Origin of the sequence: Streptomyces sp. 135 (assembly GCF_020026305.1) — a bacterium.
GTDB lineage: Bacteria > Actinomycetota > Actinomycetes > Streptomycetales > Streptomycetaceae > Streptomyces.
In genome coordinates this window covers 5640396-5661767 of sequence record NZ_CP075691.1, presented here as the reverse complement: position 1 = coordinate 5661767, position 21372 = coordinate 5640396, and the positions used below count along the sequence as shown (strand labels likewise).

Genomic DNA, 21372 nt, shown 5'->3' with positions numbered 1-21372 from the left:
CCTCGGATCGCTTCCGAACAGCTGGTCCGGGCACCGCCGTTCCGGTACAAGCAGGGCGTACGAGGCGGTCCGCGACCGGCGGCCGTCGCGCCCCGCAAAGGAGGCGGTCATGGCCCCACCCATGTCCGCGGGACGCTTCCTGGACGCACTGCGAGACGAAGGTGTGACCGTCGTCGAAGTCGGCGACTGGGAGCACCACAACCGCAACCACAAGGGGCCCTGGGGCCCCGTGCACGGCGTCATGATCCACCACACCGTGACGTCGGGCAGCGAGCACACGGTCGAGCTCTGCCGCGACGGACACCCGTCGCTGCCCGGACCGCTCTGCCACGGCGTGATCACCAAGGACGGCCGCGTCCACCTCGTCGGCTACGGCCGCGCCAACCACGCGGGCATGGGCGATGACGACGTGCTGCGCGCGGTCATCGCCGAGAAGCGCCTGCCTCCGGACAACGAGACGAACACCGACGGCAACCGCCACTTCTACGGCTTCGAGTGCGAGAACCTCGGCGACGGCGAGGACCCGTGGCCCGAAGCCCAGCTGGACGCGATCGAGCGGGCCTCGGCAGCGATCTGCCGCGTGCACGGCTGGACGGAGCGCTCGGTGATCGGCCACCTGGAGTGGCAGCCGGGCAAGATCGATCCGCGCGGCTTCACGATGGACCACATGCGTGAGCGCATCGAGGAGCGCCTCAAGTAACCCGCCCCTACCGGCTCCCGCCGGGCAGCGCGCCCCGGGGGACAATGGCGGGGTGCACCCCACCCCGCCCACCGGCCTGCGCCCCCGGCTCCCGTCGCCGTTGCAGCGCATAGAGGACGACCGTTTCGGCCGTCACGGCGTGCGCCTGCTGCTCAAGCGGGACGACCTGATCCACCCGGACCTGCCGGGCAACAAGTACCGCAAACTCGTCCTGAACCTCCGCGCCGCGGCCGACGCGGGCCACCACACCCTGCTCACCTTCGGCGGCGCCTACTCCAACCATCTGCGCGCCACCGCCGCCGCGGGCCGCCTCCTCGGCCTCGCCACCGTCGGTGTCGTGCGCGGCGACGAACTGGCCGGGCGCCCCCTCAATCCGTCCCTGGCCAGGTGCGCGGCAGACGGCATGCGCCTGCACTTCGTCGACCGGTCGACGTACCGCGAGAAGGCCGAGCCGGGAACGCTGGCCGCGATCCGGCGCGAGACGGGCACCGAGGACGCGTACGTGATCCCCGAGGGCGGCAGCAACGCCCTCGCCGTCCAGGGCTGCACGGCCCTCGGCGAGGAACTGCGCGAGCACACAGACGTGGCCGCCGTGGCCTGCGGCACCGGCGGCACACTCGCGGGCCTGGCCGCCGGCCTCGGCCCGGACCGGCAGGCCCTCGGCATACCGGTCCTCAGGGGCGGCTTCCTGGGCGACGACATAAGAGCCCTCCAGCGAGAGACGTTCGGCGCACCGACCGCCAACTGGCGCCTGGACGAGCGCTTCCACTGCGGCGGCTACGCCCGCACGCCCCCCGAACTCCTCGCCTTCGCGGAGGACTTCGAGCACCGGCACGGCGAGGAAACGGGCCTCTCCGTAGAGCACCTCTACGTCGCCAAACTCCTCTACGCCCTGACGACCCTCTCCGAAGAGGGCGCCTTCCGGCCCGGCACCCGCCTGACCGCGGTGATCACCGGCACCCGCGAGGCACCGGCTCAGTCCTCGACCTCCCGGTAGGCGGCCGCCTCCTCCAGGTCCAGCTTGCGCAGCAGCGTCCGCATCATCTCGTCGTCGATGCGCCGCTCGTCCCGCATCTTCACGAACACCTCGCGCTCCGCGGCGATCGCCTCGCGCGCCAGCCGGCGATAGGTGCCGTCGGCCGACTCCCCCGTCACGGGGTTGGGCTGACCGAGCCGCTCCCACACGGAGTTGCGGCGCCGTTCCAGAACGGTGCGCAGACGGTCCTGGAGGGGCTGTGGAAGGCGGTTGCGCTCGTCCCGCATAAGTTCCTCCACCCGGGCCTCCGCGGCCTGCGAGGCGGCGTTCTGCGCCTGCGCCTCGGCGAGGGTCTGTGCCTGCGCGTCGCGGCCCGGCAGTTTCAGGACGCGGATCAGCCACGGCAGCGAGAGCCCCTGCACGACGAGCGTGCCGATGACGGTGGTGAAGGTAAGAAACAGGACAAGGTTGCGCGCGGGGAAGGGTTCACCGTCCTCCATGACGAGCGGGATCGAGAAGGCGATGGCCAGCGACACCACGCCCCGCATGCCGGCCCAGCTGACGATCAGCGGTCTGCGCCAGTCCATGTCGTCCTCGCGCTCCCTGATCCGCGCCGACAGGGCCCGTGGCAGATACGTCGCCGGATAGGACCACACGAAGCGGGCCACGACGACGAAGACGAAGACCCCGGCCGCGTACCAGGCCGCCTGGCCGACGCTGTACTCCCCGAGCCCCTTGAGCACGATCGGCAGCTGGAGACCGATGAGCGCGAAGACCGCCGACTCCAGGATGAACGCGACGACCTTCCACACCGCGGCCTCCTGCAACCGCGTCTCGAAGTCGACCTGCCAGGAGCGGTGCCCCAGGTACAGGGCGACCACGACCACGGCGAGCACTCCGGAGGCGTGCACCTGCTCAGCGGCGGCGTACGCGACGAAGGGGATCAGCAGCGACAGGGTGTTCTGCAGCATCGCCTCCTTCAGGTGGGTCCGCAGCCAGTGGATCGGGACCATCAGGAGCAGTCCCACACCGACGCCGCCGACCGCGGCCACCAGGAACTCCTCGACGCCGCCCGACCAGCTCGCGCCCTCCCCGACGGCCGCCGCGAGGGCCACCTTGTAGGCGGTGATCGCGGTCGCGTCGTTCACCAGCGACTCGCCCTGGAGGATCGTGGTGATCCGTGAGGGCAGCCCCACCCTCCGCGCGATGGCGGTCGCCGCGACCGCGTCCGGGGGCGCGATCACGGCCCCGAGCACGAGCGCGGCGGTCAGCGGCAGGTCCGGGATCAGCAGGTAAGTGAGCCAGCCGACGGCGAGCGTGGCGAACAGGACATAGCCGACCGAGAGCAGCGCGACGGGTCTGATGTTGGCGCGCAGGTCCAGATACGAGCTCTCCAGGGCGGCCGTGTGCAGCAAGGGCGGCAGGATCAGCGGCAGCACGATGTGCGGGTCGAGGTGGTAGTCCGGCACTCCGGGCAGGTACGAGGCGACGAGCCCCGCCCCGACCAGGAGCAGCGGCGCCGGGACCGGGGTCCTGCGCGCCGCCCCCGCCACCACGGCGCTGGCCGCGATCAGTGCCACCAGGGGCAGTACGTCCATCGGCAGACCCCTCCGTCTTCCACGTTCGCGTCGTAACCTGGCAATCATGAACGAGTGCCCGCACGTCGCGGCGCTGCCGCACCCCGAGGTGGCCCCGCTCAGCGAGACGTGCCTCGAGTGCCTGGCGGCCGGCAGCCACCCCGTCCAGCTGCGGCTGTGCCTGGAGTGCGGCCATGTGGGCTGCTGCGACTCCTCGCCGTTCCAGCACGCGACGGCGCACTTCAAAGAGACCTCACACGCAGTGATGAGGACCTTCGAGCCGGGCGAGAGCTGGCGATGGTGCTTCGTGGACGGTTCGATCGTCTGACGCCTGGGTACGTCAACCCGACGCCTGTTCTTTCCAATTGGGCCTGTGAGACCCCTAGCCACTGTGCGTACTCATATGCTTACTATGAGTGACAGCAACGGGGCAGGGTCTCCGGGACACGGAGCTGCGGAGCGCGGTAGCGTCACCGCAGAACCACGTGGCGCGTTACCCGTGTGACGCAGTCCGGACCGCCGCTGGACGGCGGTTCTGGAGCCCCGAAAATGCTTGTACCACCTTGGAGGTGAGGGTGTCCCAGATCGCAGGCGAGCCCGGAAATCAGGACTTCGTGGAGGTCCGCCTTCCGGCTGCGGGTGCCTACCTGTCGGTGCTGCGGACGGCCACGGCCGGTCTCGCGGCGCGTTTGGACTTCACTCTCGACGAAATCGAGGACCTCCGCATCGCGGTCGACGAGGCCTGCGCGATCCTGCTCCAGCAGGCCGTGCCGGGCTCCGTGCTCAGCTGCGTCTTCCGACTGGTCGACGACTCGCTGGAAGTGACGGTCTCGGCGCCCACGACCGACGGCCGGGCCCCGGAGCGGGACACCTTCGCCTGGACTGTGCTGTCGGCCCTCGCGGGCCAGGTGGACTCCACGGTCGCCGAGGACAACACCGTCTCGATCAGCCTCTACAAGAAGCGCGGCGCGGGACCCGGGCCGGCGTGAGGAACGGGGACGGGCCGGTGCGGGACGAAGAGCGCGGCACACAGAGTCTGCCCGCCGACGGCAGGGAGGGGGTGCGCCGAATGGCCACCGGGATCCCCGAACAGCAGGCCAAACCGCACCCGGAGGACCCCGGACAGCCGGGTCCGCTGACGGTGCCCGATGTGTCGGAGCAGGCAGAGCCGACCGCCAAGGAAGAGCTCGAGCAGCTCTCCGGCCGGGGCGGCGGGCGACGGGCGGGAAACATGAGCGAGCACGAGCACAGCCGGCACCATCCCCAGGACCGCAGCGGCGCACGCGCGATGTTCATCGAGCTGCGCGGCCTGGACAACGGCAGCCCGGAGTACGCGGAGCTGCGCAACCAGCTGGTCCGCATGCACCTGCCGCTCGTCGAGCACCTGGCGCGCCGCTTCCGCAACCGCGGCGAGCCGCTCGACGACCTCACCCAGGTCGCCACGATCGGCCTGATCAAGTCCGTGGACCGGTTCGACCCGGAGCGCGGCGTGGAGTTCTCCACGTACGCGACCCCCACGGTCGTCGGTGAGATCAAGCGGCACTTCCGAGACAAGGGATGGGCGGTCCGCGTCCCGCGGCGCCTACAGGAACTGCGCCTGTCGCTGACGACGGCCACGGCCGAGCTGTCGCAGCTGCACGGCCGCTCCCCGACGGTCCACGAGCTCGCCGAGAAGCTGGCCATCTCCGAAGAGGAGGTCCTGGAGGGCCTGGAGTCGGCCAACGCCTACTCCACGCTCTCCCTGGACGTCCCCGACACGGACGACGAGTCCCCGGCCGTCGCCGACACCCTGGGCGCCGAGGACGAGGCCCTGGAGGGCGTCGAGTACCGCGAATCCCTCAAGCCACTCCTGGAAGACCTGCCGCCGCGCGAGAAGCGCATCCTGCTCCTGCGCTTCTTCGGCAACATGACGCAGTCGCAGATCGCGCAGGAGGTCGGCATCTCCCAGATGCACGTCTCACGCCTGCTCGCCCGCACGCTGGCCCAGCTGCGGGAGAAGCTCCTGGTGGAGGAGTAGCAGGAGCGGGAGTAGCGGTTACTTCTGATCTTGTACGTTGCCGGGGCCCCGGATGCCGAGGGCCTCGGTCGTCGTGGGGTTGACCAGGAGCACCAGCGACGTGACCGCCACGATCGCGAGGACGATCCCTCCCGGGATCGCCGCGCTGTCGGCCTGGAGCAGCTGCCAGGCGACCGGCAGCGCCATGATCTGCGTGATGATCGCGGGGCCGCGGCTCCAGCGGCGCAGCTTCATCAGGCCGCTCGCGGCAAGCAGCGGGAGCAGCGCGAGAACGATCAGAGTGATGCCGCCGGTCTCCGCCTGGCGCGGATTGTCCGGTGAGCCCGCGAGGCCCATCACGAGCATGTAGGCGCCCCCGGCGAGCAGGGCGAGGCCCTCGAGCGCGGTCAGGGCGGCAGCGGCGGTCAACCGCGCGGGACGCGGACCCGACGCGGCCGGTTCCAGGGCTTCGGGGGTGGATTTCCGCTCAGTGCTCACCCCAGCAGGGTAGCTGCGCGTAGCCGGGCCCCGGCACCTCGGTCTAGGCCAGGTAAAGAGCGCTAGGTAGTCTGCTGGGCATGCGTGCACTCCTCGTGGTCAACCCGGCGGCAACCACCACCAGTGCGCGTACGCGTGACGTACTGGTCCACGCCCTGGCGAGCGAGATGAAGCTCGAAGCGGTCACCACCGAGTACCGCGGGCACGCCAGAGACCTGGGCCGGCAGGCCGCGGAGAGCAAGGACATAGAGCTGGTCGTCGCCCTCGGCGGCGACGGCACGGTCAACGAAGTCGTGAACGGCCTGCTGCACCACGGCCCCGACCCGGACCGCCTCCCCCGCCTCGCCGTCGTCCCCGGCGGCTCCACCAACGTCTTCGCGCGCGCCCTGGGGCTGCCGAACGACGCCGTGGAGGCCACCGGCGCCCTGCTCGACGCCCTGCGCGAGGGCAGCGAGCGTACGGTCGGCCTCGGCATCGCGGGGGGCACACCGGGCACGGAGGACGAGGCCGTGCCCTCGCGCTGGTTCACGTTCTGCGCCGGCCTCGGCTTCGACGGCGGCGTGGTCGGCAGAGTCGAACAGCAGCGCGAGCTGGGCAGGCGCTCGACACACGCCCTCTATGTGCGCCAGGTGCTCCGCCAGTTCCTCGACGAGCCCCACCGGCGGCACGGGATGATCACGGTGGAGCGGCCCGGGGAGGACCCGGTGACGGACCTGGTGATGTCCATAGTCTGTAACACCTCGCCGTACTCCTACCTGGGCAATCGCCCGCTGTACGCGTCCCCGCGGGCCTCCTTCGACACGGGTCTGGACGTGCTCGGCCTGAAGAAGCTCTCCACGGCCGCGGTGGCGCGGTACGGCACGCAGCTCCTGATGTCGACGCCGGAGCGCGGACCTCACGGTAAGCACGCGGTCACGCTCCACGACCTCACCGACTTCACCTTGCATTCCAAGGTGCCGCTCCCCCTCCAGATGGACGGTGACCACCTGGGACTGCGCACGAGCGTGACGTTCACAGGCGTTCGCCGTGCACTGCGTGTGATTGTGTGAGTGGAAGGGCCCAAAGTCCTTTCACTCGAACGTTTAGGCCAGGGTCCACCCCATGGAAGTACGGCTGTGACCCAGCCGACACTGAGGAATCAAAAAAAACTTTCCGGAAGGGGTTGTATCCGCCGCCGAGGTTTGCGAATCTCTACATGGCGATCGGGACGGCCCGCAACATCGGCCCCAACAGAGAGCCAGAACCCCTCCTCCACCACAGGTCCACACCAGGCGACTGGGCGTCGGCCCTTCCCGTGCGGAGGGATTCGTGAAAGCGTTCACATTCACAAGCAACCTGCATGTAATACCAAGGAGAGGTAGCAGCCATGGACTGGCGTCACAACGCCGTTTGCCGCGAGGAAGACCCCGAGCTCTTCTTCCCCATCGGCAACACCGGTCCTGCGCTGCTGCAGATCGAGGAAGCCAAGGCCGTCTGCCGTCGCTGCCCCGTCATGGAGCAGTGCCTGCAGTGGGCGCTCGAGTCCGGCCAGGACTCCGGCGTCTGGGGTGGCCTCAGCGAGGACGAGCGCCGCGCAATGAAGCGCCGCGCCGCTCGCAACCGTGCACGCCAGGCCAGCGCCTGACGCCCACGCCCCCCACGAGCCCAAGCTTGGCGGCGCGTACAGCGAGTACGCATCTCCCGCCCCCGAGCCGCAGCCGCGCAGTACCCCCGATGCGCATCGCAACGTGAGCAGTGAGCCCCGGACCACAGAGGTCCGGGGCTCACTGCTGTGTGCGGCGGCGGTTCACCGCCGCGTGCGGCGACCGTCGTAGCCGTGTGTGACCTTCGCCGCTACCCGTCCGCGCCGCTACTTGTCCGCGCTGACCGGGACGTCGAGGATCACCCGGGTGCCGCGCTCCGGGGCGGGGACCATGTCGAAGGTGCCGCCCAGCTCCCCCTCCACCAGGGTGCGCACGATCTGCAGACCGAGATTGCCGGAGCGGTGCGGGTCGAAGCCCTCGGGCAGGCCGACGCCGTCGTCCTGGACGGTGATCAGCAGCCGCGCGTCCTTGCTCGTGCCGCCGCGCACCGCGGAGACCTCGACGGTGCCGGTGTCCCCTTCACGGAAGCCGTGCTCCAGGGCGTTCTGCAAAATCTCCGTAAGGACCATCGAGAGCGGGGTCGCCACCTCCGCGTCGAGGATGCCGAAGCGCCCGGTGCGCCGGCCCGTGACCTTGCCGGGCGAGATCTCGGCGACCATCGCGAGGACCCGGTCGGCGATCTCGTCGAACTCCACGCGCTCGTCCAGGTTCTGCGAGAGCGTCTCGTGGACGATGGCGATGGAACCCACCCGGCGCACGGCTTCCTCCAGCGCCTCCCGGCCCTTGGCGGAGTCGATGCGGCGGGCTTGCAGGCGCAGCAGCGCGGCGACCGTCTGGAGGTTGTTCTTCACCCGGTGGTGGATCTCCCGGATGGTCGCGTCCTTGGTGATCAACTCCCGCTCGCGGCGGCGGAGTTCCGTGACGTCGCGCAGGAGTACGAGCGAACCGATGCGCGGCCCCTTGGGTTTGAGGGGGATCGCGCGCAACTGGATCACGCCGTCGCCGCCCTCGATCTCGAACTCACGCGGCGCCCAGCCGCTGGCGACCTTGGCCAGGGCCTCGTCCACCGGGCCGCGGGACGGGGCGAGTTCGGCCGTGGCCCTGCCCAGGTGATGGCCCACCAGATCGGACGCGAGACCCAGACGGTGGTACGCGGAGAGCGCGTTCGGCGACGCGTACTGCACGATGCCGTCGGCGTCGAGCCGCAGCAGACCGTCCCCCACGCGCGGGGAGGCGTCCATGTCGACCTGCTGCCCCGGGAACGGGAAGGACCCGGCGGCGATCATCTGTGCGAGGTCCGACGCCGACTGGAGGTAGGTCAGCTCAAGCCGCGAAGGGGTGCGCACCGTCAGCAGATTGGTGTTGCGGGCGATCACACCGAGGACTCGTCCCTCCCTGCGTACGGGAATGGACTCGACGCGCACCGGGACCTCCTCGCGCCACTCCGGGTCGCCCTCGCGCACGATGCGGCCCTCGTCCAGGGCGGCGTCCAGGAGCGGGCGCCGGCCGCGCGGGACGAGGTGGCCGACCATGTCGTCCTGGTAGGAGGTGGGGCCGGTGTTCGGCCGCATCTGCGCCACGGAGACATAGCGGGTGCCGTCGCGTGTGGGGACCCACAGCACGAGGTCGGCGAAGGAGAGGTCGGAGAGCAGCTGCCACTCCGAGACCAGCAGATGCAGCCACTCGAGGTCGGAGTCGCCGAGGGCGGTGTGCTGGCGTACGAGGTCGTTCATGGAGGGCACGTGTGCGAGCGTACCTGCCGCGTGCGGCGGGCCCCGCCGGGGAGATTCCCGACGAGCCGCGGCGCCAGGGCGGGACCCTCAACCCGCCCACGGCACCGCAGCCCTTCAGGTGCATCGGCCGCCAGAATGTGCGGTACTGGCCGGCCGATCGTGAGGATCCGACGCGGTCAGGGCAGAGAGCGCCGGGTCCTCGGTCCGCTCTCCTGTGCGGGAAGAGCGGAGGCTTTACCCACGCATTGTGGACTAGACCATTCTGTCATGTCTATGCGTCGGCAGATCTTTGTTCGGGCCTGGCCGTCAGACTCCATTGTGCGCCCGCGGGGGCCGCGGCCACGCCGTCATCGCGAGATCCGCCACCGCTTCGAGGTCGTGCCGGGTGGCGCCGTCCCTGGCCTGCTGGGACATGCCCTGGAGGACCGCCGCCGTGTAGCGCGCGAGGGCGGCGGGGTCGGTGTCCTCGGGCAGCTCGCCCGCCGCGACGGCCGCGCGGATGCGGGACTCGATGTCCGCCACGTTGGCGTTCCGGCGCTCGCGCAGGGACTCTTCGACCTCGGGTGTCGTGCAGTTGGTGGCCGCCGAGATGACCAGGCAGCCGGGCGGGTGGGCCGGATCGGTGTACTCGGCGGCGGCTTCGCGCAGCATCCGCTCGACGGCGCCGCGCACGGTGGGCTCCTCCGCGAAGGCGCGCCCGCCGAAGGCGCCGTGCGTGACGCCGTACCGCACGACGACCTCGTCGAAGAGGGTCCGCTTGTCGCCGAACGCGGCGTACAGGCTGGGCGCCCCGATGCCCATGACGCGCGTCAGGTCGGAGACGGAGGTCGCTTCGTACCCGTGCTCCCAGAAGGTGCGGACCGCCTGCTCCAGGGCTGTCTCACGGTCGAAGGAGCGGGGGCGTCCGCGCTGTTTCGTCGCCATGGGTGAATTGTATAGCGGGCACTAGAGAATCGGTCGGGAGTCGGGTACGGTTTCTTTCTGTAGCGACCACTAGAGAAAGAGGGGGCGCCTGACATGGCTGCATCCACGGGCAGGCTCGCGGGAAAGACGGCGCTGGTCACGGGCGGAAGCCGGGGCATCGGGCGGGGCATCGCCGAGCGGCTCGGGCGGGACGGGGCGCGGGTGGCCGTGCACTACGGCAGCAACGAGACCGCCGCGAAGGAGACGGTGGACGTGATCGAGGCGGCGGGCGGCTCCGCCTTCGCGGTCGGCGCGGAGCTGGGCGTCGCGGGGGACGCCGAGGCGCTGTGGTCCCGGTTCGACGCGCACGCGGAGGGGCTGGACATCCTGGTGAACAACGCCGGGATCGGCACCTCCCGCCCCTTCGCCGAGACGGACGAGGCGGAGTACGACCGCTTGTTCGCCGTGAACGCGAAGGCGCCGTACTTCATCACGCAGCTCGGTGCGGAGCGGCTGCGGGACGGCGGCCGGGTCGTCAACATCTCGTCCGGCCTCTCACGCGCCGCGATGATGCCGGAGATCATGACGTACGCGATGACGAAGGGCGCCCTGGACGTCTTCACCCGGAACCTGTCGAAGGTGCTCGGCCCCCGCGGGATCACGGTGAACTCGGTGGCGCCCGGGATCATCGACACGGACGTCAACGCGGCCTGGCTCCGGGGCGAGGAGAACCGCGCCGCGTGGGAGAGCTCCGCGCGGCTGTCGGCGCTCGGCCGCGTCGGCGCCACGTCGGACGTCGCCGATGTGGTGGCCTTCCTCGCCTCGGACGACGGCAGGTGGATCACCGGACAGTGGATAGACGCGACCGGCGGTTCGCTCCCGTAACCGGCCACGACGGCTCCGGGGTGCGGCGCGGCGGCCACGGGCGGTGCACCGTGCGGCGCGGCGGCCACGGACAGGTGCACCGTGCGGCGTCCCGTCAGTGGGTCTCGGTCACCTTCGCGAGGGCCCGCGGAGCGTCGGGGTCCTGGCCGCGGGCGATCGTGACCTCGTACGCGAGGAGCTGGAGGGGGATGATCTCCAGGATCGGCTGGACTTCTTCGGGGACGCCGTCCGTGGGGAGTGCGAAGCCGGCGGAGGCCTGTTCGACCTGGGCCTTCGGGCCGATGACCACCAGGTCGGCGCCCCGGCCGCGCAGCCGGTCGAGGACGGGCCTCAGTGCCTCGCCGCCCCGGCCGTCCGGCACCACCGCGATCACCGGCGAGATGTTGTCGACCATCGCGAGGGGGCCGTGCAGCAGATCGGCGCCGGAGTAGGCGAGGGCCGGGATGTAGCTGGTCTCCATCAGTTTCAGGGCCGCCTCCTTCGCGGTCGGGTAGCCGTAGCCACGGGAGGTGATCACCATGCGTCCGGCGAAGCGGTAGCGCGCGGCCAGGGCCTTGACCTCGGCCTGGCGGGCGAGGAGGTCGCCGGCCAGTGCGGGCAGCGAGGCGGCGGCCGCGCCGTCCGAGCCGCCCAGCCGCTCGACGAACAGATAGAGGGCGAGCAGCGACGCGGTGTACGTCTTCGTGGCCGGGAGCGCCCTCTCCGGTCCCGCGAGGATGTCGATGTGGTGCTCGGAGACGGCGGCCAGGGGCGAGTCGGGGTTGTTGGTCACCGCCAGGGTGATCGCGCCCGCCTCTCGGGCAGCCTGGGTGGAGGCCACCAGGTCGGGCGAGCCGCCGGACTGGCTGACGGTGACGGCGAGGACGTCGCGCAGGTCGGGCTTGGCGCCGTACGCCGTGATGGTGGACATGGAGGCGAGGCCGCAGGGCATGCCGAGGCGGATTTCCAGGAGGTACTTCGCGTAGAGCGCGGCGTGGTCGGAGGTGCCGCGTGCGGTCAGCAGGACGAAGCGGGGCCCGCGCTCGGCCACCCGCCGGGCGATCTCGTGGATCGTCGGGGCGCCCGTGTCGAGGATGCGGCGCAGGACCTCGGGCTGTTCGGCCATCTCCCGGGCCATGATCCGCCCGGGCCGCTCGCTCTGCGGGTCCTGCGCGTCCTGCGGAGTCATGGCGGTCATGCCTCCTACTTTCCCTGCTGTCGGGGCACGGCGCCTCTGCGGGCGGGGCGGGTTTGCCCGGTGGGCGTCGGGCGGGCGCCGGGGGGAGCATGGACGGCGGGAAACGACTGGTCCGGTGGCGGGGCTCTGCTAGATTGGTCTATACCACGGTCCCTTGAGTTCCCTCTCCAGATCGGCAGGCCCAGCGTGGAAGTTGTCATCGTCCCGGACGCCAAGGCAGGCGGCGAGCTCATCGCGGAGGCCATGGCCGCCCTGGTGCGCCGTAAGCCTGACGCCCTGCTCGGTGTCGCCACCGGATCCACCCCGCTGCCCATCTACGAAGCGCTGGCCGCCAAGGTCGCCGCCGGTGCCGTGGATGCCTCGCGGGCGCGGATCTGCCAGCTCGACGAGTACGTGGGGCTGCCGGTCGGGCACCCGGAGTCGTACCGCTCCGTGGTGCTCCGCGAGGTCGTCGAGCCGCTCGGGCTGAGCGAGGCGGCGTTCATGGGCCCGGACGGGAGCGCCGAGGACGTCCAGGCGGCGTGCGAGGCGTATGACAAGGCGCTCGCCGAAGCGGGCGGGGTCGATCTCCAACTGCTGGGGATCGGGACCGACGGGCACATCGGGTTCAACGAGCCCTGCTCCTCGCTCGCGTCGCGTACGCGCATCAAGACGCTGACCGAGCAGACGCGGGTGGACAACGCGCGCTTCTTCGACGGGGACATCGAGCAGGTCCCGCACCACGTCATCACCCAGGGGATCGGCACGATCCTGGAGGCGCGGCACCTCGTGCTGCTCGCCACGGGTGAGGGGAAGGCGGACGCGGTGGCCGCGACGGTGGAGGGGCCGGTCGCCTCGGTCGTCCCCGCGTCGGCCCTGCAACTGCACCCGCACGCCACGGTCGTGGTGGACGAGGCCGCCGCGTCCAAGCTGAAGCTCGCCGACTACTTCCGGCACACCTACGCCAACAAGCCGGGGTGGCAGGGGCTGTAGTTCATGACGCATGTCGAAGGGGCGCCCCCGGCCGGGGGCGCCCCTTCGACATGCGGTCGGCGGGGTCAGGCGCCGGTGATGACCTCCGCCGCCGCCTCGCCGCAGACCCGCGCCGCGCCGCGCGTCGCGATGTGGAGGGCGCCGACCGGGGCGGACTGCGGGACGCCCATCTCCACCACCACGGTGTCCGGGCGGGACGCCACCAGCGTCTCCAGGGCCGAGGACATCCACGCGTGGCGGTGCGCGTCGCGGACCACCGCCACGATGCGGCGCTCCCCCGCCGCCGCGAGGGCCCGCGCCCCCGCGCCGTCGCCGGAGAAGCTGCCCGAGGCCGTGCCGGGGAGGCGGCGTTCGAGCTCGGCGGTGACGCCCCACGGGGTCTCGTCGCCGACCGCGATGTTCGGGAGCGGCGTGAAGGTGGCGACGTAGGGCGCCTCGGTGACCGGGGCCGTGTAGGTCTCGCCGCGCGTGACCGTCAGCGCGCGGCGGGCCGCGATCAGGCCGATTCCGGTGTCGGGCACGCCCCCCGAACGCTCGGCCGCGCCCGACACCGAAGTCCAGGCGGCAAGGGCCCGCACGCGGTCCGCCGCGTCGGCAAGCCGCTCCTCGGGCAGTTCGCCCGAGCGCACCGCCGCGACGAAGGCGTCCCGCAGCCGCAGCACCGTGCCCTCGTCGGAGGGCCCGCCGCCCACGCAGATCGCGTCGGCGCCCGCGGCTACGGCGAGGACGCAGCCGCGCTCGAAGCCGTACCGGCCCGCGATGGCCTGCATGTCCATGCCGTCCGTGACGATCAGGCCCTCGTAACCGAACTCGCCGCGCAGCAGGTCGGTGAGGATGCGGCGGGAGACCGTCCCCGGGTTCTCCGGGTCCAGGGCGGGGGCGAGGATGTGGGCGCTCATGACGGCCCGCGTGCCGGCGGCGAGCGCGGCGCGGAACGGCGCGAGGTCGCGGGAGTTCAGCACGTCCCGGTCCACGTCGATCACCGGCACGGAGTGGTGCGAGTCGACCGCGGTGTCGCCGTGCCCCGGGAAGTGTTTGGTGGAGGCGGCGACGCCGGAGGACTGGAGGCCCTCGACGTAGGCGGCGGTGTGCCGGGCGACCAGCCGCGGGTCGGCGCCGAAGGAGCGTACGCCGATGACGGGGTTGTCGGGGTTGGCGTTGACGTCCGCCGACGGCGCCCAGTTGAAGTTGATGCCGCAGGCCGCGAGGCGGCGGCCGAGGTCGGCGGCCACCTCACGGGTCAGCGTCGTGTCGTCGACGGCGCCGAGGGCGTGGTTGCCGGGGTAGGAGGAGCCGGTGCGCACCTCCAGGCGGGTGACGTCGCCGCTCTCCTCGTCGATGGCGACCAGGAGGTCATCGCGCTCGGCCCGCAGCTGGGCGGTGAGGGCGGCCACCTGCTCGGCGGTCTCGACGTTGCGGCCGAACAGGCCGACCGAGGCGAGGCCCTCGCCGATCCTGCGGCGCAGCCAGTCCGGCGCGGTGGTGCCGTCGAAGCCGGGCTGGAGGACGGCCAGGGCGTTGCGGGTGAGGGTGTCACCGGCGGGCGTCGTGAGTGTCGTCATCAGGCGTTATCCCTTCACTGCGCCGTCGGTCAGGCCGCTGACGGCCCTGCGCTGCAGGAAGACGAAGAGGATCAGGATCGGGAGGGCGAAGAGGGAGGCCGCGGCCATGGTGGCGCCCCAGTCGTCGCCGAAGGCGGTCTGGAAGCTGGAGAGCCACACCGGCAGCGTCTTGGCGTCCGCTTCCTTGTTGAGCACGAGGACCAGGGGGAACTCGTTCCAGGCGGTGATGAAGCCGAAGAGCGAGGTCGCCATGAGGCCCGGCGCGAGCAGCGGCAGGATCACCCGGCGGAAGGCCTGCATGCGGGTACAGCCGTCGACCATCGCGGACTCCTCCAGCTCCTTGGGCACGGCGGCGACGAAGCCGCGCAGCGTCAGGAGGGTGAAGGGCAGGATCATCACCATGTAGAAGAGGGTGAGCGGGATCAGGCTGTTCAGCATGTCCGCGTCGCGCACGATCATGTAGATGGCGATGACCATGACTTCCCAGGGCGCCATCTGGGCGAGCATGAAGCCGATGATGAAGCCGCGCCGCCCCTTGAAGCGCATCCGGGCGAGTGCGAACGCCGCGGTGACGCCGATGATGAGCGAGAAGACGACCGCGCAGACCGTGACGGTGATGGAGTTGCCGACCATGGTCCAGAAGTGGTCGGCGGCCATGGCCGTCCTGAAGTGCTCGAACGTGGCGTCGGTCGGGAACCAGACCGGGTCCTCGCTGATGATGTCGCCGGTCGGCTTGAAGGCCGTCGCGAACATCCAGTAGACGGGGAAGGTGAAGAGCAGGAAGAGAACGACGGCGGTCAGATTGGGCCAGATCCGGCCCAGCGGCGAGCGCTTCACAGCTCGTCCTCCTCTTGCTTGAGCACGATCCGCAGGTAGTACGAGGTGATGGCCAGCAGGATGACGATGGTGAGCATCGCGATCGCGGCGCCCATGCCGAAGTGCTGGTTGCCCATGCCCTCGATGTAGGCGTAGACGGGCAGGATCTCGGTGAGCCGGTCCGGGCCGCCCTCGTTGAGGGTGAAGACCTGGACGAACGCCTTGAAGACCCAGATGATCTCCAGGAACGTCGTGGCGTAGAGGAAGGGCCGCAGGTACGGCATGGTCACCGAGGTGAACTGCTTCCAGGCGCCCGCGCCGTCCAGCGAGGCGGCCTCGTACAGCTCCTTGGGGATGGTCGTCGTGGCGGCGTAGAGGTTGATCGCCACGAAGGGGATCGACTGCCAGACGATCAGGAGCAGCACCACGAAGAAGGTCGAGTACTGCGTGGCCAGCCAGTCGTGGTCGGCCATCGACTCGAAGCCGACCTTGGCGAGTACCCAGTTGATGACGCCGAAACGCTGTGCGAACAGCCACTGGTAGACGGTGGTCGACGCGACGACGGGCATCGCCCAGGCGAGGACGAGCCCGACGAGGAGCAGCGTGCGCATCTTCCGGCCGAGCCGGGCGAGCAGCAGACCGACCAGCGTGCCGAGGATCATGATCAGCACGACGTTGGCGGCGGTGAAGGCCACCGAGCGGCCGGTGACCCGCCAGAAGTCCTCGCCGGTGAGGACCTCCTTGTAGTTGTCGAATCCGTTCCACTCCGTGAGGTGCAGAATGAACTGCCTCATGTTGAGGTTCTGGAACGAGAGGATCCCGTTGTTGACCAGCGGCCAGCCGAGCAGCAGCAGGGTGGCGACGATCGCGGGGGCCAGGAGCAGATAGGGCGTCAGGCCGGCGAGACGCCCTGTGGTCGCGCGCGGGCCACGTGGTCGTGGTCCGCCGTCAGGTGTCTGCACCTCCGTCGGGCCGGAGGGCGGCCGTTCGGTCTTCTGCACGGTCATGCTCGCCATCTCTTTCGTGGGCATCGCGGCGGTACGCAGAGGTGTGCCGGGGGCGGCGAGGGCGTGTCACCCGCCGCCCCCGGCAAGAGGAGCGTCCTTACTGCTTCTGCGACAGGCGCTTGTTCAGCTCGCCCTCGACCTGCTCGGCGGCGGCGGCCGGCGACTTACCGTTGAGCACCGCGGTCATGTAGTTCTTGATCGGGTTCGGCGGGTTCTCGACCGCGCCCCACTCCGGGATCAGCGGGGTGATGCCGCCGCCGGGGGTGGCCGGGGTCATGGCCTTGGCGGCCGGGTTGCCCTTGAGGGCGGACTCCAGCGACTCCTTGTTCGGGATGACGCCGCCTTCCTTGGCGAACTGACCCTCGAACTTGTCGGACAGCGCGATCTTCAGGAACTCCTTGGCCAGCTCCTGCTTCTTGCTGGTCGCGGCGACGGCGAGGTTGGAGCCGCCGAGGAAGACGCCCTCGGGCTTGTCGGCCGTGGCGCCCGGGATCGTGAAGTAGCCGATGTCCTTCGCGATCTTCTTGTCCGTCTTGATCGCGAGGTCCGCCTCCCACGGCATGCCGATGAACGTGGCGGTCTTGCCCTTGCCGAAGACCTCGCCCTGCTGCGGGGTGGCCTCGTCCTTGTTCTTGGGGGCCTTGGAGAGCTTCTGGAACTCCTGGTACGTCTCCATGGCCTTGGCGACCTTGGGGTCGGCCAGGTTGGAGACGTACTTGTCGCCGTCCTTCTTGACCAGCTCGGCGCCCTCGCCGATGGTCAGGCCGACGAAGTGGTACCAGAACTGGCCCGGCATGTAGATCGGCTCGGCGTCGGTCTTCGCGCCGATCTGCTTGAGGTCCTTGAGGAACTCTTCGCGGGTCTTGGGGGTGTCCTTGATGCCGGCTTCGGCCCAGATCTTCTTGTTGTAGATCACGACGCGGTTGAGGACGAACCACGGGGCGGCGTACTGCTTGCCGTCGATGACCGAGGCCTTGTTCATCGACTCGGTCCAGTCGGCGCCGATCGACTCCTTGAGGTCACCCAGCTCGGCGAGGCCGCCCGTCTTGGCGTACGCGGCGGTCTGGGTGTTGCCGATCTCGAAGACGTCCGGCGGGTTCTCCTCGGAGAGGGCCGTGGTCAGCTTCTGCTGAATGCCGTTCCACTGCTGGACCTCGAACTTCAGCTTCGCGCCGGTCTTCTTCTCAAAGGCCGCCGTGACATCCTTCTGCCACTTGTCCGGTGTCGAACCGTCCATCGCCCAGAGCGTCAGCGTCTCGCCCTTGAAGCCGTCGGCCCCGCCGGACTTCTTGTCCCCGTCGTCACTGCCGCACGCCGCGACCGAGACCAACATGCCCGCGACACCGATGGCCGCTATGAGCTTGCGCTTCACGTCACCCTCCTCAAGGGATGCCAGTCAACCCCCCACCCGCAGCGACCTGATGGACCGAGATCTGCCCGTGGGACTGGAACCTGGTCTTTAATGGTGTAGACCAGTACGGGGAGCTTGGCCTAGACCTTTAGGGGTGTCAAGGGTGTATAAGAAGGGCTGTCGCGTCCGTTATCGGACCGACACCTGAGCGAGTAAGACTTGCTCGGCCCGTACCGTGCCACGATGTGAGCCGCGACAGACGGAGGAGCCGGTGACGGCAGCAGCACAGGAGCCGGGAAGGGTGGCCATGGGCACCGAAGCGGGCAGTACTGGGACCGACGGGGGCACGTCTTCGGAGGCCCCCAGCGTCGGCCGCACCGCGCGCGTGCCCAAGTACTACCGCCTGAAGCGGCACTTGCTCGACATGACGGAGACGCTGCCGCCCGGCACCCCCGTCCCCCCGGAGCGTACGCTCGCCGCCGAGTTCGACACCTCCCGCACCACGGTCCGCCAGGCCTTGCAGGAGCTGGTCGTCGAGGGCCGCCTGGAGCGGATCCAGGGCAAGGGCACCTTCGTCGCCAAGCCGAAGGTGTCGCAGGCCCTCCAACTCACCTCGTACACCGAGGACATGCGGGCGCAGGGCCTCGAGCCCACCTCGCAGCTCCTGGACGTCGGCTACATCACCGCCGACGACACCCTCGCCGGACTGCTCGACATCGGCGCGGGCGGCCGCGTCCTGCGCATCGAGCGGCTGCGCCTGGCCAACGGCGAGGCCATGGCCATCGAGACCACGCACCTGTCGGCGAAGCGCTTCCCGGCGCTGCGCCGCTCCCTGGTCAAGTACACCTCCCTCTACACGGCCCTCGCCGAGGTGTACGACGTACGTCTCGCCGAGGCCGAGGAGACCATCGAGACGTCGCTGGCCACCCCGCGCGAGGCGGGCCTGCTCGGCACCGACGTCGGCCTGCCGATGCTGCTGCTGTCCCGGCACTCGCTGGACGCCGCGGGCCGGCCGGTGGAGTGGGTGCGCTCGGTCTACCGCGGCGACCGCTACAAGTTCGTGGCCCGCCTCAAGCGCCCCACGGACTGACCCGCGCACCGGGGGTCTGGCGCGGATCACCTCACTGCTCTACGTTCCTCCCGTCATCGCATGAACGTCTTCGCACGATGAACGTCATCGCATGGTGAACGGGAGGACGACCCGGTGCGCAGAGCAGAACCCCGATCCATCGTCGTCTGGACCCTCGTCGCGCTGGTCGGCGCCGCGGGCTGGACCGTCCTGGCGCTCGCGCGCGACGAGGAGGTGTCGGCCGCCTGGATGGTGGCGGCGGCCCTCGGCTCGTACGCCATCGCGTACCGCTTCTACTCCAAGTTCATCGCGTACAAGGTCCTGAAGGTCGACCGGACCCGCGCGACGCCCGCCGAGCGGCTCGACAACGGCATCGACTTCCATCCGACCGACCGGCGCGTGCTGCTCGGCCACCACTTCGCGGCGATCGCGGGCGCGGGGCCGCTGGTGGGGCCCGTCCTCGCCGCCCAGATGGGGTATCTGCCGGGCACCATCTGGATCGTCGTCGGCGTGATCTTCGCGGGCGCCGTGCAGGACATGGTCGTGCTGTTCTTCTCGACGCGGCGGGACGGCAAGTCGCTCGGGCAGATGGCGCGGGACGAGATCGGGCCGTTCGGCGGGGCCGCCGCGCTGCTCGCCGCGTTCGCCATCATGATCATCCTGCTCGGGGTGCTCGCGCTCGTCATCGTCAACGCGCTCGCCGAGTCGCCGTGGGGCACCTTCTCCATCGCGATGACCATCCCGATCGCCCTGCTCATGGGTTTCTACCTGCGGGTGCTGCGCCCGGGGCGGGTCAGCGAGGTCTCCCTCATCGGCATCGCGCTGCTGCTTGTCGCGCTGGTCGCCGGGCGCTGGGTCGCCGAGTCCTCGCTCGCGGACACCTTCACGCTCGCGCCCTCGACGCTGGTCATCTGGCTGGTCGCGTACGGCTTCATCGCCTCGATCCTGCCGGTGTGGATGCTGCTCGCGCCGCGCGACTACCTCTCCACGTTCATGAAGATCGGCACCATCCTGCTGCTCGCGCTCGGCGTCGTCATCGCCCTGCCGACGCTGAAGATGGACCCGGTGACCGACTTCGCCTCGCGCGGCGACGGGCCCGTCTTCGCCGGCTCGCTCTTCCCCTTCGTCTTCATCACCATCGCCTGCGGGGCCCTGTCCGGCTTCCACGCGCTGATCTCCTCGGGCACGACGCCGAAGATGATCCAGAAGGAGACGCAGGTCCGGATGATCGGGTACGGCTCCATGCTGATGGAGTCGGCCGTCGCGATCATGGCGCTCGTCGCGGCCTCGATCATCGACCCCGGCCTGTACTTCGCGATGAACGCGCCGGCGGGTGTCGTCGGCGACACCGTCCAGGAGGCGTCGAAGGCCGTCGCGAACTTCGGGTACAGCATCTCCCCCGCCGATCTGGCACAGGCCGCCAAGAACGTGGAGGAGTCCTCGCTGCTCTCGCGCACGGGCGGGGCGCCCACGCTCGCGGTCGGCGTCTCGGAGATCTTCTCGCAGGTCACGGGCGGCTCGATGCGGGCCTTCTGGTACCACTTCGCGATCATGTTCGAGGCGCTGTTCATCCTGACCGCGCTCGACGCGGGCACGCGCGTGGGCCGCTTCATGCTCCAGGACATGCTCGGGAACGTCTACAAGCCGTTCAAGAGGGTGAGCTGGAAGCCGGGCCTGGTGCTGACCAGTGCCGCCGTCACCGGGCTGTGGGGGTACTTCCTGTGGGTCGGCGTCCACGAGCCGCTCGGCGGGATCAACCAGCTCTTCCCGATCTTCGGCATCGCCAACCAGCTCCTCGCCGCCGTCGCCCTCACCGTCTGCACGACGCTGCTCGTGAAGTCCGGGCGCCTCAAGTGGGCCTGGATCACGGCGGTCCCGCTCGCCTGGGACGCCACGGTGACGCTCACCGCGAGCTGGCAGAAGGTGTTCTCCGGGGATCCGCGCGTCGGCTTCTTCACGCAGCGCTCGATCTACCAGGACGCCATCGACGACGGCAAGGTCCTGCCGCCCGCCAAGACCATGGACGACATGCACACCGTCGTCACCAACTCCACGGTGGACGGAGTGCTTTCGGCGGCGCTCGCGCTGCTCATCGTCATCGTGATCGCCGACGCCGCGCGGGTCTGCCTCAAGCACCTCCGCGACCCCGAGGCCTCCCGGTTGAGCGAAGCTCCGTACGTGGAGTCGAAGTTGACGGCCCCGGCCGGACTCTTCCCGACCGCCGAGGAGAAGCGGGAAGCGCAGCGGGACGAGAAGCGGGAGCCGGTGCGGTGACCTGGCTGCTGCGCGGGGTGCGCTGGATGCGGTGGTACGTCCGTGAGCTGACCGACGAGTCGGCGTACGAGCGGTACGTGGCGCACGTACGCAAGGACCATCCGGCCGCAACCGTCCCCAGTCGCCGCGCCTTTGAGCGGATGCGGACGGACCGCCAGGAGTCGGACCCCCGCCAGGGGTTCCGCTGCTGCTGAGCAGGCACGTCGGGCACTTCGAGTCCCGTCCGTTATTCGGACAGGGGTTCCATACCGCGAGACTCTCGCTTAGATTTCCCGCACGTTAAGCATGGGATA

General features: G+C 70.1%; 21 protein-coding genes. 12 read left to right on the top strand and 9 right to left on the bottom strand.

What is annotated here, in order from left to right:
• The first annotated feature begins 109 nt into the window (after positions 1-109).
• Together KKZ08_RS25745 and KKZ08_RS25740 are read left to right on the top strand one after the other, a co-directional pair.
• Entirely contained in the window at positions 110-700 is a 591-nt protein-coding gene (locus tag KKZ08_RS25745; RefSeq protein WP_223776690.1) for an N-acetylmuramoyl-L-alanine amidase, read from the top strand.
• 52 nt (positions 701-752) lie between these two features.
• Positions 753-1697, top strand: coding sequence for a pyridoxal-phosphate dependent enzyme (locus KKZ08_RS25740; protein ID WP_223776689.1), 945 nt, complete (start codon positions 753-755; stop codon positions 1695-1697).
• Here the strand turns inward: KKZ08_RS25740 and KKZ08_RS25735 are convergent.
• A complete protein-coding gene (locus KKZ08_RS25735) occupies positions 1676-3274 on the bottom strand; it encodes a Na+/H+ antiporter (RefSeq protein ID WP_223776688.1) in 1599 nt (532 codons plus the stop codon). The two genes, KKZ08_RS25740 and KKZ08_RS25735, sit on opposite strands and share 22 nt — an antisense overlap.
• A 46-nt stretch (positions 3275-3320) precedes the next feature.
• On the opposite strand from KKZ08_RS25735, the gene KKZ08_RS25730 reads away from it, so the two are divergent.
• The 3 genes from KKZ08_RS25730 (at position 3321) to KKZ08_RS25720 (ending at position 5270) form a co-directional block, all read left to right on the top strand.
• Complete coding sequence (locus KKZ08_RS25730) at positions 3321-3581, top strand: UBP-type zinc finger domain-containing protein (protein ID WP_205035363.1); 261 nt, start codon at positions 3321-3323, stop codon at positions 3579-3581.
• A gap of 247 nt (positions 3582-3828) precedes the next feature.
• Complete coding sequence (locus tag KKZ08_RS25725) at positions 3829-4242, top strand: anti-sigma regulatory factor (RefSeq protein WP_030780840.1); 414 nt, start codon at positions 3829-3831, stop codon at positions 4240-4242.
• A complete protein-coding gene (locus tag KKZ08_RS25720; protein WP_223776687.1) occupies positions 4239-5270 on the top strand; it encodes an RNA polymerase sigma factor SigF in 1032 nt (343 codons plus the stop codon). Before KKZ08_RS25725 ends, KKZ08_RS25720 begins: the two co-directional genes overlap by 4 nt.
• Positions 5271-5288: 18 nt before the next feature.
• Here KKZ08_RS25720 and KKZ08_RS25715 read toward each other — a convergent pair whose 3' ends face one another.
• Positions 5289-5747, bottom strand: coding sequence for a hypothetical protein (locus tag KKZ08_RS25715; protein WP_223776686.1), 459 nt, complete (start codon positions 5745-5747; stop codon positions 5289-5291).
• A gap of 80 nt (positions 5748-5827) precedes the next feature.
• Between KKZ08_RS25715 and KKZ08_RS25710 the strand changes: the two genes are divergently transcribed.
• Positions 5828-6796: a diacylglycerol kinase family protein gene (locus tag KKZ08_RS25710; RefSeq protein ID WP_223776685.1), complete on the top strand. Its 969-nt coding sequence runs from the start codon at positions 5828-5830 to the stop codon at positions 6794-6796.
• Between the two features lie 317 nt (positions 6797-7113).
• Positions 7114-7371, top strand: coding sequence for a WhiB family transcriptional regulator (locus KKZ08_RS25705; protein WP_016639615.1), 258 nt, complete (start codon positions 7114-7116; stop codon positions 7369-7371).
• Between the two features lie 225 nt (positions 7372-7596).
• On the opposite strand, the gene KKZ08_RS25700 is transcribed toward KKZ08_RS25705, so the two are convergent.
• Both KKZ08_RS25700 and KKZ08_RS25695 read right to left on the bottom strand, forming a co-directional pair.
• A complete protein-coding gene (locus KKZ08_RS25700; protein ID WP_223779189.1) occupies positions 7597-9063 on the bottom strand; it encodes a PAS domain-containing sensor histidine kinase in 1467 nt (488 codons plus the stop codon).
• Between the two features lie 306 nt (positions 9064-9369).
• Positions 9370-9987 (bottom strand): TetR/AcrR family transcriptional regulator, encoded by a 618-nt coding sequence (locus KKZ08_RS25695; protein WP_223776684.1) that lies wholly within the window; start codon positions 9985-9987, stop codon positions 9370-9372.
• A 93-nt stretch (positions 9988-10080) separates the two neighbouring features.
• Between KKZ08_RS25695 and KKZ08_RS25690 the strand changes: the two genes are divergently transcribed.
• Complete coding sequence (locus KKZ08_RS25690) at positions 10081-10851, top strand: SDR family oxidoreductase (RefSeq protein ID WP_223776683.1); 771 nt, start codon at positions 10081-10083, stop codon at positions 10849-10851.
• A gap of 94 nt (positions 10852-10945) precedes the next feature.
• Here KKZ08_RS25690 and KKZ08_RS25685 read toward each other — a convergent pair whose 3' ends face one another.
• Positions 10946-12028 carry an SIS domain-containing protein gene (locus KKZ08_RS25685; protein WP_223776682.1) on the bottom strand — a complete coding sequence of 361 codons (1083 nt, stop codon included), beginning with the start codon at positions 12026-12028 and terminating at the stop codon, positions 10946-10948.
• 186 nt (positions 12029-12214) lie between these two features.
• Between KKZ08_RS25685 and nagB the strand changes: the two genes are divergently transcribed.
• Positions 12215-13000, top strand: coding sequence for a glucosamine-6-phosphate deaminase (gene nagB, locus KKZ08_RS25680; protein ID WP_223776681.1), 786 nt, complete (start codon positions 12215-12217; stop codon positions 12998-13000).
• 65 nt (positions 13001-13065) lie between these two features.
• Here nagB and KKZ08_RS25675 read toward each other — a convergent pair whose 3' ends face one another.
• From KKZ08_RS25675 to KKZ08_RS25660, 4 genes are all read right to left on the bottom strand, one after another.
• A complete protein-coding gene (locus KKZ08_RS25675; protein WP_223776680.1) occupies positions 13066-14562 on the bottom strand; it encodes a glycoside hydrolase family 3 protein in 1497 nt (498 codons plus the stop codon).
• 6 nt (positions 14563-14568) lie between these two features.
• Positions 14569-15399, bottom strand: coding sequence for a carbohydrate ABC transporter permease (locus KKZ08_RS25670; protein ID WP_223776679.1), 831 nt, complete (start codon positions 15397-15399; stop codon positions 14569-14571).
• Positions 15396-16385 carry a sugar ABC transporter permease gene (locus KKZ08_RS25665; protein ID WP_223776678.1) on the bottom strand — a complete coding sequence of 330 codons (990 nt, stop codon included), beginning with the start codon at positions 16383-16385 and terminating at the stop codon, positions 15396-15398. The genes KKZ08_RS25670 and KKZ08_RS25665 overlap by 4 nt, the downstream gene beginning before the upstream one ends.
• Positions 16386-16482: 97 nt before the next feature.
• Positions 16483-17757 carry an extracellular solute-binding protein gene (locus tag KKZ08_RS25660; RefSeq protein WP_223776677.1) on the bottom strand — a complete coding sequence of 425 codons (1275 nt, stop codon included), beginning with the start codon at positions 17755-17757 and terminating at the stop codon, positions 16483-16485.
• Positions 17758-18043: 286 nt separating this feature from the next.
• Between KKZ08_RS25660 and KKZ08_RS25655 the strand changes: the two genes are divergently transcribed.
• From KKZ08_RS25655 to KKZ08_RS25645, 3 genes are all read left to right on the top strand, one after another.
• Positions 18044-18826 carry a GntR family transcriptional regulator gene (locus KKZ08_RS25655; RefSeq protein ID WP_223779188.1) on the top strand — a complete coding sequence of 261 codons (783 nt, stop codon included), beginning with the start codon at positions 18044-18046 and terminating at the stop codon, positions 18824-18826.
• Positions 18827-18940: 114 nt separating this feature from the next.
• Positions 18941-21079 carry a carbon starvation CstA family protein gene (locus KKZ08_RS25650; protein WP_223776676.1) on the top strand — a complete coding sequence of 713 codons (2139 nt, stop codon included), beginning with the start codon at positions 18941-18943 and terminating at the stop codon, positions 21077-21079.
• Positions 21076-21273 (top strand): YbdD/YjiX family protein, encoded by a 198-nt coding sequence (locus KKZ08_RS25645; RefSeq protein WP_263303356.1) that lies wholly within the window; start codon positions 21076-21078, stop codon positions 21271-21273. The genes KKZ08_RS25650 and KKZ08_RS25645 overlap by 4 nt, the downstream gene beginning before the upstream one ends.
• The last annotated feature ends 99 nt before the right edge of the window (positions 21274-21372 follow it).